Source organism: Pseudooceanicola sediminis (genome assembly GCF_003575965.1).
GTDB classification, from domain to species: Bacteria; Pseudomonadota; Alphaproteobacteria; order Rhodobacterales; family Rhodobacteraceae; genus Pseudooceanicola; species Pseudooceanicola sediminis.
Genome location: NZ_QWJJ01000002.1, coordinates 282,648 through 295,823 on the forward strand (window position 1 = coordinate 282,648; position 13,176 = coordinate 295,823).

Consider the following 13,176-nt stretch of genomic DNA (forward strand, 5'->3'; position numbering starts at 1 on the left):
GGGAGACTTAGGTTCAGGTCCAACACGCATTCCCCCGATGGAGAGAAATCATGACGACCGTTGCTGTCACGGACGAAACCTTCGACGCCGAAGTCAAAAACTCCGATATCCCCGTTCTGGTGGATATCTGGGCCGAATGGTGCGGCCCCTGCAAGCAGATCGCACCCGCCCTCGAAGAGCTGTCGGACGAGATGGAAGGCAAGCTGAAAATCGTCAAGCTCGACGCCGATTCCAACCCGACCTCGGTCATGTCGATGGGCGTTCGCGGCATTCCCGCTCTGTTCATTTTCAAGGACGGCGAGATCATCTCCAACCGCACCGGCGCGGCGCCCAAGGCCGCTCTGAAAAGCTGGATCGACGATTCCATCTAAGGCATTTCACTGCCGACCGATTACGAAAAGGGCGCCCCAGGGCGCCCTTTTTCATGCGCCGGCGGCGTTACAAAGGCACTCCGCCTCGCCGCAGCGCACCCGTGATCTTTTGCATGGCGTCGTCACGACCGGCATTGATGCTCATCTTCTGCCAGAACCACCAGATGTAGCGGGCAAAATCCGGTACATGATCGGCAATGCGGTCAAAGTCCTGCGGGCCGAGCGCGATGTGATGAAAATCCACCCGACCGAACAGCAGTGCGGGTTTTTCAAACAGGAACCCCGAAAATGCCGCCGCCGAATTCTCGGTCACGACATAGTCGCAGGCCTGCAGGCATCTCTGCATCGGTGCCGTTGTCAGCTGCAATCGCGCAAACCTGCGCGACAGGTTTTCAAGCGCACCAAGTTCTGCCCCGGAATAGCGCACCCGTGGATGCAGCGTCGCCCAGATCGGGCGCGTCGGATCGGCTGCCAGGGTGCGCTCCAGCATTTCGATGGGGGCGCAAACCTGAAACAACCTGTGTTCCAGCAGTCGGGATTGCAGTGGCGCATAGATAAATCCATCTCGGGTTGCCTGATTTGGGGCATCATCGAACAACCGCTTTTGCCACCGCCGGAAGAATTGCCGCGAAACCCCCGGATCGACTTCGGAGGGCACGAAGTCTCGGCGGGCAACGCGCCAGTTCCAGCGTTCGGCAAACGGCTCTATCGCCCAGAAAGGATAGTGATAGACGCGGCGAAACGTCAGGGCCCTGTCGTGCGTCGGGTGTTCCATGTGAAACATCGCATAGCCCGGTAAATCAGGTGCCCGCGCGCGGGCTGCGGCACCCGTTTCCAGCAGATGAACCTGATACCCCGACCGCTCCAGAACAGTGCAAAGCAAACCGATGAAATTGTGCTGGCCTGCGATCGCGTCCGATCGCAGGCCAGGCTCAAGGTACAGCCGCATTTCCCTCGGGTGATCCATGCCGCAAACGCTACCCGCGCCCCCTGGCTGCGGCAAGCGGGATATGGCCCAGGCCCTTGCCGCCCCGTGCCAAGGCCCTCATATACCTCCCCAGACCAAAGGAGATTTACATGGCAGAGAGCGACTTTCCCGGCTGGCACGGCACGACGATCATCGGCGTCCGCAAGGGGGACAAGGTGGTTGTCGCTGGCGACGGGCAGGTATCCCTGGGCCAGACGGTGATCAAGGGGACGGCACGCAAGGTGCGCCGCCTGTCCCCGGGCGGCTATGATGTGGTCGCCGGTTTCGCCGGCTCCACCGCCGATGCCTTTACCTTGCTGGAGCGGCTGGAGGCGAAGCTGGAAGCGACCCCTGGCCAACTTGCCCGTGCCAGTGTCGAGCTTGCCAAGGACTGGCGCACCGACAAGTACCTGCAAAAGCTCGAAGCGATGCTGATCGTGACCGACGGCAAGGACCTGTTCGTGATCACCGGCGCCGGCGACGTTCTGGAACCGGAAAACAATATCGCTGCCATCGGGTCGGGCGGGAACTTTGCCCTGGCCGCTGCACGTGGCGTTTATGACTATATGGATGACCCTGAACAGATTGCGCGCCAGGCAATGGCGATTGCGTCCGACATCTGCGTTTACACCAACGGAAACCTGACCGTGGAGACGATCGGCTAAGCGCCGATATCTCTTGAAAGGACCCCAATGACTGACCTTACTCCCCGGGAAATCGTCTCGGAGCTCGACCGTTTCATCATCGGCCAGAAGGATGCAAAACGTGCCGTGGCCGTGGCCCTGCGTAATCGCTGGCGTCGCAAGAAATTGTCCGATGACATCCGCGACGAAGTCTATCCCAAGAACATCCTGATGATCGGCCCGACCGGCGTCGGCAAGACCGAGATCAGCCGCCGCCTGGCGAAACTGGCCCGCGCGCCCTTCATCAAGGTCGAAGCGACCAAGTTCACCGAGGTCGGCTATGTCGGTCGTGACGTTGAACAGATCATCCGCGACCTGGTAGACAGCGCCATCGCAATGACCCGTGATCACATGCGAGAGGATGTGAAATCCAAGGCGCACGAAGCTGCAGAAGACCGCGTGATCGACGCAATTGCCGGCACCGACTCGCGCGACGCTACGCGCGAGATGTTTCGCAAGAAACTGCGCAACGGCGAGCTGGACGACACCGAAATCACGCTTGAGGTCGCAGACACCTCGAACCCTCTGGGCGGAATGGAAATTCCGGGACAGCCCGGCGGGCAGATGGGCATGATGAACCTGGGCGACATCTTCGGCAAAGCCTTTGGCGGTCGCAAGGTCACCAAAAAGCTGCGAGTCGCCGACAGTTACGCCCTGCTGATCAGCGAAGAGGCCGACAAGCTGCTGGACGAGGAAACCGTGAACCGCGCCGCAGTGTCGTCAGTCGAGGAAAACGGCATCGTCTTTCTGGACGAGATCGACAAGGTGTGCGCGCGCACCGACGCCCGTGGCGGTGACGTGTCACGCGAAGGCGTCCAGCGCGACCTGCTGCCGCTGATCGAAGGGACGACCGTGTCGACCAAGTACGGCCCGGTCAAGACCGACCATATCCTGTTCATCGCATCGGGCGCCTTTCACATCGCCAAACCGTCGGATCTGCTGCCCGAACTTCAGGGGCGGCTGCCGATCCGGGTGGAATTGAAAGCGCTGACCGAAGGCGATTTCGTTCGCATCCTGACCGAAACCGACAATGCGCTGACGCGCCAGTATTCCGCCATGCTCGGCACCGAAGGGGTCGACGTGACCTTTACCGAAGACGGAATAGCGGCGCTGGCCCGGATCGCGGCCGAAGTAAACCAATCGGTCGAGAACATCGGCGCGCGGCGTCTCTATACGGTGATCGAGCGGGTGTTCGAGGAACTGTCCTTTACCGCTCCGGATCGCGGAGGCGACTCGATCGCGGTGGATGCGGAGTTCGTCGACAAGAACCTTGGCGCACTGGCAGCTTCGACCGATATCAGCCGATACGTGCTGTAAAGGCGCGCTTTATCGGTTGCGTCTCAGATAGATATAATATGCCCCGGCCCCGCCATGCCTGGCGTGGGCCGAGGTTACCTGCAACACCAGTTGCGACAGCGGCGGAATGGACAGCCAGTGCGGCAACTGGTGGCGCAACACGCCGTGCCTTCCGGGAATGGGGCCATCGTCATCCTGGCGGCGGCCCTTTCCGGTGATGACGAGGACGAGGCGAAGCTCATTCTGCACGGAACGCAGGATGAACGACCTCAGCGCCTGATGCGCGCGCTCCACCGTCATGCCATGCAGATCAATTCGCGCTTCCGGCAACAGTTTGCCCTTTGTCATGCGCGAATGCGTCTTCTTGTCCATCCGTACGGGAGCAGAGCGCAACCGGTCCCCGATCGGGGCAAGCAGATCATGCGCACCGCCGCTGTGGGACGCCTTTTGGCCCACGTGGAAAGGCATGATCTCGTGCTTCGGAGCAGCAGGCACGTGCTCCGGCACCTGACGCCGTTCTTTCGTTACCTCTGGCTGCACAAGGTTTTTGCGCGCCGGGCCAAGTCGTTCCGTCGAACTGGCCACGCGTTCCCAAAGCTCAACTTCCTCGGGACGCAAACGACGGCGGCGGCTCATGGCGCATCCTCCACCATCATGGCATAGGCGCGTTGGATCGGCAGCAGAACGACCATCCGGCCTGCGTCCTTCATCCGCCCGGCCTCGCGCCCTGCACCCGCCCCCGTGCCCATGAAAACATCGGCACGTTGCGGTCCCTTGATCGCAGAGCCTGTGTCCTGTGCGACCATCAGGCGGCGCATTTCACGAAACCCTTTCTTCTCGATCCACACCGGCGCGCCCAGAGGTATGTATTGGGGATCTATCGCAAGGCTGCGCCCAGGGGTGATCGAACGATTCATTGCCCCCTTTGGGCCCGCCTCGGACGGTACGTCATCAAGAACGCGGAAAAACACGAATGACGGATTGTGTCGCAGCAGCTCCGCACCCTCGATCGGATTCCGCCTGACCCAATTACCAATCACCTTGGCAGACACCTGGTGCGGCTCGTAAATCTCCCGTCGCACCATTTCCTTCCCGATGGATCTGTAGTCCTGCCCATTATTGCCCGCATATCCCAGGCGAATGTGGCTGCCATCCTGCAACAGGATTCGGCCCGATCCCTGGATCTGAAGGAACAGCAACTCGACCGGGTCATCGACCCATGCAATTTCCAACCCACGTCCGGCAAGAGCGTTGCCTTCTTCGATTTCGCGGCGGGTCAGCCATGGCACTCCTTCGGTCACGTCGGGCGGCAGGCGATAGACAGGATAGCGGAAACGGCTTGTGCGGGTTCTGGATCCATCCAGCTCGGGCTCGTAATAGCCGGTGAACAAGGCAGGGGAGCCATCCTGAATCAGGACCGGCCTGAAAAACAGTTCGAAAAACGTCTTGGCCTGACCATCCTGCTCCGACTGATCCTTTGCCATCAGGCAAAGCGTCTGCCAATCCACACCCTTCATGTCTCCACAGGTGTTCAGAAACACGCTCAACGCCGCCTGTTGATCGTCGGATGTCCAGCCGGTCAGCCCGTGGAAATCCAGCACTGAATAGGTCGGATCAACGGTTTCAGAGGCGGCAACAGAAGCAAACTGGGCAAGCGCGGCACTGCAGATCGCCACATATGCCGCAGCCGCCCGCTGGTTCATTCGCCCGTTGCGACAAGCTGCCAGTTCACGTTGTCCGAACCCATCTTGCGCTCGAATGTCCAGATATCCAGCTGGGTTTTGACCTTGCCCGGCTCGCCCTCGACGATTTCGCCATTGGCATCGCGAACGACCTGCGTCAGCTGGCCAAGATAGCGCACGGTCAGCTCTGCCGTCTGCGTGTCCTCGTGGAACACCGCTTCGGTCAGGGTCATTTCCTTGACGCCGACAAACTCACCCTCGACCGTCAGGCCCTGTTGTTCGCGCATGTCCACGACCTGCGCGAAACTTGCGTAGACGTCAGGGGCCAGAAACGCGCGGACATCGTCAAGTTCACCCTTTTCAAAGCCCATCAGGATCATCTCGTAGGCCGCGCGTGCGCCGCCCAGAAACTCCGAAACGCTGAAGCCTGGCTCGATCGACTTCATCTTTTCGATGGCGCGCGCCGAAGGGCTGTTCGCGGGAACGTGATCTGTGATGTCGGGATCAGGGCCACCTTCGATCACCTCAAAGGAGGTGGATCGTGCCGTGGGTTGCGGACTGGTGGCAACCGGAGGTTTCTCAAAGCCTTCCCGTGTTCCAAGGACGTTTCTAAGACGGAGGATCAGGAAAACGGCGATCCCCGCAAGAACTAGTAGCTGGAGAATTGGCGAATTCATGAAAACCTCTTGGACCTCCGGGCATGGTAACAGAACGAACTCGCTCTTATGTAGGTGACGCGCAGGGTTGAGTCCACTCTGCCACCCGAAAGAGGAGTAAGTTTCATGTGGCTATTGATGGTGTTCATCGCAATCCCGATGATCGAAATTGCCCTTTTCATCCAGGTCGGCGGCCTGATCGGCCTGGGCTGGACCTTGGCCATCGTGCTGTTCACCGCAGTTCTGGGCACTTGGCTGGTCCGCCAACAGGGCGCGCTGGCGATGAACAACATCCGCAAGAGCTTTTCAGAACTGTCCGATCCTTCGGCCCCCCTGGCGGATGCCGCGATGATCCTGCTGGCCGGCGCGCTTCTGGTGACGCCCGGTTTCTTTACCGATGCGCTTGGGTTTGCCCTGCTGACACCGGCGTTCCGACGCGCCGCATTCACCTTTCTTCGAAAACGCATCAAGGTTCAGAGCTTTGCAATGGGGTCGGGCGCGGCCAACAGACCAGCGCAGGACGCCGATATCATCGAAGGCGATTATTCAGAGATCGACCCGCCCAAGCGCCCGACGCATCGCCCCTCCGGCTGGACACAGCACTAGGATCTGAACACAATTTTCATCACTTCACACTTAGTTCATTGGGACGTTGAGACGCCCTTGCCAAGCTGGTAGGACATTTGCCAACATCTCAACCTTCCGCAGGAGCAGACAATATGGCCGAAGAACTCCAGAACGGTGCCGCCCAGCAGGCGCCACAGGTAAAAATGAACGTCATGACGCAGTACATCCGCGACATGTCGTTTGAAAATATCCTCGCGCGCAAACCGGCGACCGGCCAGGTACAACCTGACGTAAAGGTTCAGGTCGCTCTCGACGCTAAAAAGCGTGAAGGCGACAATCAGTTCGAAGTGATGATGAAGCTGACGATCAATTCGGTCACCAAGGAAACCGGTGATTCAATGTTCGTCCTCGAACTGGAGTACGTCGGTGTTTTCGCGATCGAGGGCGTCCCGGAAGAGCAGATGCACCCGTTCCTGCTGATTGAATGCCCGCGGATGCTGTTCCCCTTCGTGCGTCGCATCGTCAGCGATGTCACACGCGACGGTGGCTTCCCGCCGCTGAACCTGGACACGATCGACTTCGTGCAGCTCTACCGCGCCGAACTTCAGCGTCGCTCTGCCGCACAGGCGGCTGCCCCGGCCAACTGATCGGTCTCAGCCCAGTTTTTTCCAGATTGCGGCGTCGCCCATCTTGTCGATGAACTCGGCATGGGCGGCGCTTTCCTTTTCGCTGAGCCGAGAGGGCAGGGCAACCGGGCGCGGCCGGGGCCGCCAGTCATCATCCACCGTGACCGTAGACTTGTTGTCTTCTTTCGGGGCCAGCACCAGGTCCGGCTGCCGGCCGCCAACAAGCTCCAGATAGACCTCGGCCAGAATTTCCGAGTCGAGCAGCGCTCCGTGCAAAGTCCGCGACGAATTGTCGATGCCGAAACGACGGCAAAGCGCATCCAGCGACGCAGGCGAGCCGGGAAACCGCTTGCGCGCGATAGCCAGCGTATCCAACGCCTGTGACATGGGAAGTTTCGGTTTGCCCAGCCAACCCAGCTCGGCGTTCAGAAACTTCATGTCGAAGCTGGCGTTGTGGATCACCAGCTTGGAATCTCCGATGAAATCCAGAAAATCCTGCGCAACCTCGGAAAACACGGGCTTGTCGGACAGGAATTCCTCGCTCAGCCCGTGCACGCGAAAGGCATCGTCGGGCATGTTGCGTTTGGGATTGATATAGACGTGAAAGGTCTCGCCCGTCGGCATGTGGTTGAACAGCTCCACCGCACCGATCTCGACCAGACGATCTCCCTGCTCGGGTTCAAAACCGGTCGTTTCCGTATCAAGGACGATCTCACGCATTTTCCAGACCTTTTCTGACTTCCGCCACGATGGCTGCGACCTGTTCGCTGGCATGTTCGACGGTGTCCGTCAAAACGATATAGGTCGCGCGTTTGCGTTTTTCTGCATCAGGCATCTGTTTGGACAATATCATTTCGAACTGTGCCTCGGTCATCGCGCCCCGGGCCAGAACACGTTCTCTTTGAACTGCTGGCGGGGCCGTCACGACGACCGTCGCATCCATGTCGTGCGCCCCCCCGCCTTCGAACAGCAAGGGGATATCGAGGACCACTATATCCGACGTAGCCTTGGCAACAAATGCGCGTCGATCTGCGGTCACGAGGGGATGCACGATTTCCTCGATGCGGTGCAGGGCTGTTGGATCGTTGGAAATGATCGTCTTCAACGCGTCGCGCGAAACGGCCCCCTCGTGAACCGCATCCGGGAACGCTGTTGCGATCGATTCCACCGCTAAACCACCGACGTCATACAGACGGTGTACCGCGGCGTCTGCATCCCAGATATCGCAGCCCTCGGCGGCAAAAAGGCGGGCTGTCGTCGACTTGCCCATCCCGATCGATCCGGTCAATCCGATCAGGAAACTCATCGCATCGCCGCGTCGCGCAACTCCGGCGTCACTTCCGGCCGCCGTCCGAACCAGCGTTCGAAACCCGGCACAGCCTGGTGCAACAACATGCCAAGACCATCCACCGTTGTGCAGCCGGCCGCCTGCGCTGTCTGTAAAAATGTAGTCATAAGAGGGTTATAGACAAGATCCGTCACCACCTGCGCCCCATGCAGCCCATCCATCGGCACACGAAGTTCGGGTTTTCCGATCATCCCCAGCGATGTGGTATTGACCACCAAGGCCCCCTCGGAAACCATATTTCCGGCCTGAACCCATTCGACCACATGCAGGCGCTTGCCGAACTCCTGCTGCAAACTGTCGGCCCGTGCCCTTGTCCTGTTGGATATCAGTATCTCGGGCACGCCCGCATCAAGAAGAGAAGAAATAACAGCCCGCGCCGCGCCCCCCGCGCCCAAAAGCGCAGCCGGCCCTGCTTTGGGATCCCACGCAGGCGCACACTGGCGCAGATTTTCGATAAAACCATACCCATCCGTATTGTCGGCATGGATACGTCCATCAGCCCCGAAAATCAGAGTATTCGCAGCCCCGATCAGAGTAGCACGATCCGTAACCTGGTCGGCTATGCGCAAAACCGCTTCCTTGTGGGGAATGGTGACATTCACACCCACGAACCCCAGCTTTGGCAGCATACGAAGTGCGGATTCAAGATCGCCGCCCGCGACATGCATCGGCACGTAATGGCCCTGCAAATTCATGGACTTGAGCCAAAACCCATGCACCTGCGGAGACCGAGAATGCGCAACGGGGTTACCGATCACACCGGCCAAGGGAATACGCTCCAGGCTCATGACTCGATCGCTCCTCTCAAGGCAAGATAGTCAAGGACCTCCAGCAATGGCAAACCCAATACTGCAAAGTAATCCCCCTGAATCCGGGAAAACAGGCGGCTACCTTCCGCCTCGACCTGGTACGCACCACAGGAGTGCGAGACCTCAGGCCAGTTTCGCGCAAGGTAGGCCTCCAAATAGTCGTCGGAAATAGCGCGCATTGTCATCGTGACGTCGCTCACCTTGCGCCAAACGGTCTTGCCACCTTCGACGATGACTGCGGCGCTGTGCAACTGATGCTGCTTTCCGGCAAGCATCTGCAACTGACGCTTTGCTTCTTCCAGCCTCGCCGGCTTTGAAACAATCTGACCGTCAAATGCGAGGACTTGGTCACACCCGATTGTGAACGCGCCCGGTACTCTTGCGCCGATCTTCTCAGCTTTGGTTTGCGCCAATGCGTCCGCGACGTTCCGAGGGCTTTCACCTTCGGCCAGCAGGGATGCCTTGATGGACTGTTCGTCGACCCGCGCGGTCATCACTTCGAACGAAACACCTGCGCGTGCGAGTAGCTCAGCCCTGATTGTAGAACCGGACGCGAGGATGATGCTTTGCGACATGGGGATAACCTAGTGAAAAACCGCGCGATAAAGTCTGGTCAACTTCTGGAAAAAAACAGCTTGGAGCGCAAGAGGCCAACCTGCTGTGCAGGACTCGCCCGAGTCGCCCGAGTCCCGCAAGAAGCACCCTCTGTGGGGAAGGATAACCCGATTTGTCCTTTCTCAGGAGTCGCCCCGGGATTGATCCACAGCTGTCACGTTGGGCAAATGCCGCTTTATATTTGATATAACTATATGATTTTTATGTATAAAAAATATTTCAAGTTCTAACAATCCCGACGTGACTCCAAGTTTACCCCCAACTTATCCACAATGTGCAAGATCGTAAGGAAAACTGAAGTATCCACAGGAAAAGGCAGCTCTACATCTAACAACAATCTTTTCTTTAAATAGAATTGAAGGATATGTGGGACGAGGACGAACGGAGATAACTCATGTCTGACTTCCTCGCGCTGGCTTATCCTTGGACGAAAAGTCTCCACATCATCGCTGTGATCAGCTGGATGGCTGGCATTTTCTATTTGCCACGACTTTTCGTGTACCATGCGGAGCAGGGACAGGACCCGCAGGTCGATCGCCTGTTTCAGACCATGGAATACAAGCTTCTGCGTGCGATCATGAATCCTGCGATGATAGGGACATGGATCTTTGGTCTCGCCCTGGTCTTCACGCCGGGCATCGTCGACTGGTCTTTTTTGTGGCCTTGGACCAAAGCAGCTTCGGTCTTGGCCATGACATGGTTTCATCACTGGCTAGGTAAGCGTCGCAAGGACTTCGAGGCAGGGAAAAACGACCTCTCAGGCCGCCGCTACCGTATGATGAACGAGGTTCCGACACTTCTCATGCTGATCATCGTCATCTCGGTTGTCGTGAAGTTCTAGAAGAATTGACTCGTTGCTCTCCAAGGCTTATGTACCGCCCCAAGTCACCCGTCCGGGTGAGATACTTTCCAGACATAGAAGCGATCGCGTGCTCCACTGCTGAGCCGGTCCAAGGACATTTTTTCGATGAGTGAGAACCGCCTCAATCTGTATGATCTCAAGGCCAAAAGCCCCAAGGATCTTTTGGCGATGGCCGAAGAACTTGAGATCGAGAACGCCTCGACCATGCGCAAGGGCGAGATGATGTTCCAGATTCTCCGTGAGCTTGCGGATGAAGACTGGCAGATTGGCGGCGATGGTGTGCTGGAAGTCCTCCAAGATGGATTTGGTTTTCTTCGTTCACCCGAGGCGAACTATCTGTCGGGGCCGGATGATATCTATGTCTCTCCCGACATGATCCGTCAGTTTTCTCTCAGGACCGGCGATACTGTCGAAGGGCTGATGAAGCAGCCAGACGACAACGAACGCTACTTCGCCCTGACCACAGTGTCCTCGATCAACTTCGAAGATCCGGAAAAAGCGCGTCACAAGATCGCTTTCGATAACCTAACGCCGCTGTATCCCGACGAACGTCTGAAGATGGAAATTGAAGATCCGACCATCAAGGACCGTTCCGCCAGGATCATCGACCTGGTGGCTCCCATCGGTAAGGGTCAGCGATCGTTGATCGTTGCTCCGCCGCGCACGGGTAAAACCGTACTGCTGCAAAATATCGCGAATTCGATCGAGAAAAATCACCCTGAATGCTATCTGATCGTGCTTCTTATCGATGAGCGTCCGGAAGAGGTGACCGACATGCAACGTTCGGTAAAAGGCGAGGTAATTTCCTCGACCTTTGACGAGCCTGCAACGCGGCACGTGGCTGTTTGCGAGATGGTCATCGAAAAAGCCAAGCGGCTTGTCGAACATAAACGAGATGTTGTTATTCTTCTCGACTCGATCACCAGACTTGGTAGGGCCTTCAACACCGTGGTTCCGTCCTCCGGTAAGGTTCTTACAGGGGGTGTTGATGCCAACGCTTTGCAGAGGCCCAAGAGGTTCTTTGGGGCTGCTCGAAATATCGAAGAGGGCGGTTCACTGACCATCATTGCGACGGCACTGATCGACACCGGTAGCCGTATGGATGAGGTCATTTTCGAAGAGTTCAAGGGGACTGGCAACTCTGAGATTGTCCTGGATCGCAAGGTCGCCGACAAACGCGTCTTCCCTGCCATGGATATTCTTAAGTCCGGTACCCGCAAGGAAGAGCTTCTTGTCGATAAGATCGATCTTCAGAAGACCTTTGTTCTGCGTCGCATCCTGAATCCGATGGGAACGACAGACGCTATCGAATTCCTGATCTCGAAGTTGAAGCAGACAAAGACAAACTCCGACTTTTTCGACTCGATGAATACCTGATCCGGGCGCCTGCCCGGAGAGGAGCTACCAATGGACACGATCTTTGCCCTTGCTTCGGCGCCGGGAAGGGCGGGTGTATCAGTGGTCCGGATCTCCGGGCCCGATGCCCTCTCTGCTCTTTCATGCTTTGGAATTTCGACGCTACCCCAGCGGCTTGCCAGCCTTCGGATGCTTCGAACATCTGATGGGGAAGTTCTAGACCAAGCTCTGATTCTGTTTTTCCAGGCCCCCAATAGCTTTACCGGCGAGGATGTCGCTGAGCTCCATCTCCACGGTAGCCCAGCCATTATAAGCAGAACTCTTCATATTCTCGGTGATATCCCCGGGTTGCGTATGGCTGAGGCCGGAGAATTTACGCGCCGTGCTCTGGAAAACGGAAAAATGGATCTTTCTCAGGTCGAAGGCCTTGCGGATCTTATCGATTCAGAAACCGAAGCGCAAAGGCGCCAAGCACAGCGAGTCTTCTCAGGCAAGCTAGGTGATATTGTCCAGGTATGGCGCAAGGATCTCATTCGTGCGGCTGCTCTTCTTGAGGCCACAATCGATTTTGTCGATGAAGATGTTCCGATCAACGTGCGGCCGGAAGTACAGGAGTTGCTTTTTGGTGTAGAGGCCAGCTTGCGCGAGCAAGCTGCAGGTGCCGAGGTCGCAGAGCGTGTAAGAACGGGCTTCGAGGTGGCTATAATCGGGGCACCGAATGCGGGAAAATCTACGCTTCTAAACTATTTAGCGGGCCGTGATGCCGCCATCACTTCGTCGGTGGCGGGAACGACTCGTGATGTGATTGAAGTTCGTATGGATTTGCGCGGCCTCCCAGTCACCTTGCTGGATACCGCTGGTTTGCGCGAAACTGACGATGTCGTAGAAGCAATTGGGATCGAGCGCGCCCGTGCGCGTGCAGAATTGGCCGATCTTCGCATTTATCTTCTGGAACCTGGAGAAGCGCCTAAATTCCCTCTGAAACACGAAGATCTCATACTGCGTGGCAAGGCAGATCTTTTTGACGGTGCAGAGGGTGTGAGTGGCATAACGGGGCAGGGTGTCGATAGGCTCATTGATCAACTGGCAGATATTTTTTCTGCGCGTTCGGCTTTGGTTGCGACGGCAACCAGGGAGAGGCACCGCTTGGCCATTATTCGTGCCTTGGGATATCTCGAAGCTGCGGAAGCCATGTTGAATAATTCCGCCTATGGAGAGGATGTGATCGCCGAAGAGCTGAGGTCGGCTATTCGCTCCCTCGATTCTCTGGTAGGGAAAGTCGATGTCGAGACTCTCCTGGCGGAGATCTTCTCAAGTTTTTGCATCGGAAAGTAGGAG

The 13,176-nt window shown here is 57.6% G+C and carries 16 protein-coding genes; 8 read left to right on the forward strand and 8 right to left on the reverse strand.

All coding sequences use genetic code 11. The annotated features are described in order from the left end of the window. Positions 1-47 precede the first annotated feature (47 nt). Positions 48-371, forward strand: coding sequence for a thioredoxin (trxA, locus tag DL237_RS03185; protein WP_267897001.1), 324 nt, complete (start codon positions 48-50; stop codon positions 369-371). A 67-nt stretch (positions 372-438) separates the two neighbouring features. Here the strand turns inward: trxA and DL237_RS03190 are convergent, their stop codons facing one another. Beyond that, positions 439-1,338 (reverse strand): hypothetical protein, encoded by a 900-nt coding sequence (locus tag DL237_RS03190; RefSeq protein ID WP_233544846.1) that lies wholly within the window; start codon positions 1,336-1,338, stop codon positions 439-441. Between the two features lie 110 nt (positions 1,339-1,448). Between DL237_RS03190 and hslV the strand changes: the two genes are divergently transcribed. Both hslV and hslU read left to right on the forward strand, forming a co-directional pair. Beyond that, entirely contained in the window at positions 1,449-2,003 is a 555-nt protein-coding gene (hslV, locus tag DL237_RS03195; protein ID WP_119397573.1) for an ATP-dependent protease subunit HslV, read from the forward strand. 27 nt (positions 2,004-2,030) lie between these two features. Next, on the forward strand, positions 2,031-3,338 hold the full coding sequence (gene hslU / locus DL237_RS03200) for an ATP-dependent protease ATPase subunit HslU (RefSeq protein WP_119397574.1): 1,308 nt from the start codon (positions 2,031-2,033) through the stop codon (positions 3,336-3,338). Positions 3,339-3,347: 9 nt separating this feature from the next. Here the strand turns inward: hslU and DL237_RS03205 are convergent, their stop codons facing one another. The 3 genes from DL237_RS03205 to DL237_RS03215 are packed head-to-tail and all read right to left on the reverse strand — an operon-like array spanning position 3,348 to position 5,676. Further along, positions 3,348-3,953 (reverse strand): Smr/MutS family protein, encoded by a 606-nt coding sequence (locus DL237_RS03205; RefSeq protein WP_119397575.1) that lies wholly within the window; start codon positions 3,951-3,953, stop codon positions 3,348-3,350. Further along, positions 3,950-5,020 (reverse strand): murein transglycosylase A, encoded by a 1,071-nt coding sequence (gene mltA, locus DL237_RS03210; protein WP_119397576.1) that lies wholly within the window; start codon positions 5,018-5,020, stop codon positions 3,950-3,952. The genes DL237_RS03205 and mltA overlap by 4 nt, the downstream gene beginning before the upstream one ends. After that, on the reverse strand, positions 5,017-5,676 hold the full coding sequence (locus DL237_RS03215) for a Tim44/TimA family putative adaptor protein (RefSeq protein WP_119397577.1): 660 nt from the start codon (positions 5,674-5,676) through the stop codon (positions 5,017-5,019). Before DL237_RS03215 ends, mltA begins: the two co-directional genes overlap by 4 nt. 105 nt (positions 5,677-5,781) lie before the next feature. Between DL237_RS03215 and DL237_RS03220 the strand changes: the two genes are divergently transcribed. Continuing rightward, positions 5,782-6,261 carry an FxsA family protein gene (locus tag DL237_RS03220; protein WP_119397578.1) on the forward strand — a complete coding sequence of 160 codons (480 nt, stop codon included), beginning with the start codon at positions 5,782-5,784 and terminating at the stop codon, positions 6,259-6,261. Positions 6,262-6,374: 113 nt separating this feature from the next. Then, a complete protein-coding gene (gene secB, locus DL237_RS03225; protein WP_119397579.1) occupies positions 6,375-6,869 on the forward strand; it encodes a protein-export chaperone SecB in 495 nt (164 codons plus the stop codon). A gap of 6 nt (positions 6,870-6,875) precedes the next feature. Here the strand turns inward: secB and dnaQ are convergent, their stop codons facing one another. From dnaQ to DL237_RS03245, 4 genes are read right to left on the reverse strand one after another with little or no spacing between them, the layout of a single operon-like run. Continuing rightward, on the reverse strand, positions 6,876-7,568 hold the full coding sequence (gene dnaQ, locus DL237_RS03230) for a DNA polymerase III subunit epsilon (RefSeq protein WP_119397580.1): 693 nt from the start codon (positions 7,566-7,568) through the stop codon (positions 6,876-6,878). Next, the gene (coaE, locus tag DL237_RS03235) at positions 7,561-8,154 is read right to left on the reverse strand and encodes a dephospho-CoA kinase (RefSeq protein ID WP_119397581.1); all 594 of its coding nucleotides are present in this window, start codon (positions 8,152-8,154) and stop codon (positions 7,561-7,563) included. Before coaE ends, dnaQ begins: the two co-directional genes overlap by 8 nt. Then, positions 8,151-8,984: a shikimate dehydrogenase gene (locus DL237_RS03240; RefSeq protein ID WP_119397582.1), complete on the reverse strand. Its 834-nt coding sequence runs from the start codon at positions 8,982-8,984 to the stop codon at positions 8,151-8,153. Before DL237_RS03240 ends, coaE begins: the two co-directional genes overlap by 4 nt. Beyond that, the gene (locus DL237_RS03245; protein ID WP_119397583.1) at positions 8,981-9,580 is read right to left on the reverse strand and encodes a Maf family protein; all 600 of its coding nucleotides are present in this window, start codon (positions 9,578-9,580) and stop codon (positions 8,981-8,983) included. Before DL237_RS03245 ends, DL237_RS03240 begins: the two co-directional genes overlap by 4 nt. Positions 9,581-10,014: 434 nt before the next feature. On the opposite strand from DL237_RS03245, the gene hemJ reads away from it, so the two are divergent. The 3 genes from hemJ (at position 10,015) to mnmE (ending at position 13,173) form a co-directional block, all read left to right on the forward strand. Next, the gene (gene hemJ / locus DL237_RS03250) at positions 10,015-10,461 is read left to right on the forward strand and encodes a protoporphyrinogen oxidase HemJ (protein WP_119397584.1); all 447 of its coding nucleotides are present in this window, start codon (positions 10,015-10,017) and stop codon (positions 10,459-10,461) included. A 126-nt stretch (positions 10,462-10,587) separates the two neighbouring features. Continuing rightward, positions 10,588-11,859, forward strand: a complete 1,272-nt coding sequence (rho, locus tag DL237_RS03255; RefSeq protein WP_119397585.1) for a transcription termination factor Rho — start codon at positions 10,588-10,590, stop codon at positions 11,857-11,859. A 30-nt stretch (positions 11,860-11,889) separates the two neighbouring features. Continuing rightward, positions 11,890-13,173, forward strand: coding sequence for a tRNA uridine-5-carboxymethylaminomethyl(34) synthesis GTPase MnmE (gene mnmE / locus DL237_RS03260; RefSeq protein ID WP_119397586.1), 1,284 nt, complete (start codon positions 11,890-11,892; stop codon positions 13,171-13,173). Positions 13,174-13,176 lie beyond the last annotated feature (3 nt).

Coding starts and splice junctions, on each gene's coding strand:
- DL237_RS03190 (WP_233544846.1), bottom strand. CDS start 1,338: ATGGATCACCCGAGGGAAATGCGGCTGTACCTTGAGCCTGGCCTGCGA.
- hslV (WP_119397573.1), top strand. CDS start 1,449: ATGGCAGAGAGCGACTTTCCCGGCTGGCACGGCACGACGATCATCGGC.
- hslU (WP_119397574.1), top strand. CDS start 2,031: ATGACTGACCTTACTCCCCGGGAAATCGTCTCGGAGCTCGACCGTTTC.
- DL237_RS03205 (WP_119397575.1), bottom strand. CDS start 3,953: ATGAGCCGCCGCCGTCGTTTGCGTCCCGAGGAAGTTGAGCTTTGGGAA.
- mltA (WP_119397576.1), bottom strand. CDS start 5,020: ATGAACCAGCGGGCGGCTGCGGCATATGTGGCGATCTGCAGTGCCGCG.
- DL237_RS03215 (WP_119397577.1), bottom strand. CDS start 5,676: ATGAATTCGCCAATTCTCCAGCTACTAGTTCTTGCGGGGATCGCCGTT.
- DL237_RS03220 (WP_119397578.1), top strand. CDS start 5,782: ATGTGGCTATTGATGGTGTTCATCGCAATCCCGATGATCGAAATTGCC.
- secB (WP_119397579.1), top strand. CDS start 6,375: ATGGCCGAAGAACTCCAGAACGGTGCCGCCCAGCAGGCGCCACAGGTA.
- dnaQ (WP_119397580.1), bottom strand. CDS start 7,568: ATGCGTGAGATCGTCCTTGATACGGAAACGACCGGTTTTGAACCCGAG.
- coaE (WP_119397581.1), bottom strand. CDS start 8,154: ATGAGTTTCCTGATCGGATTGACCGGATCGATCGGGATGGGCAAGTCG.
- DL237_RS03240 (WP_119397582.1), bottom strand. CDS start 8,984: ATGAGCCTGGAGCGTATTCCCTTGGCCGGTGTGATCGGTAACCCCGTT.
- DL237_RS03245 (WP_119397583.1), bottom strand. CDS start 9,580: ATGTCGCAAAGCATCATCCTCGCGTCCGGTTCTACAATCAGGGCTGAG.
- hemJ (WP_119397584.1), top strand. CDS start 10,015: ATGTCTGACTTCCTCGCGCTGGCTTATCCTTGGACGAAAAGTCTCCAC.
- rho (WP_119397585.1), top strand. CDS start 10,588: ATGAGTGAGAACCGCCTCAATCTGTATGATCTCAAGGCCAAAAGCCCC.
- mnmE (WP_119397586.1), top strand. CDS start 11,890: ATGGACACGATCTTTGCCCTTGCTTCGGCGCCGGGAAGGGCGGGTGTA.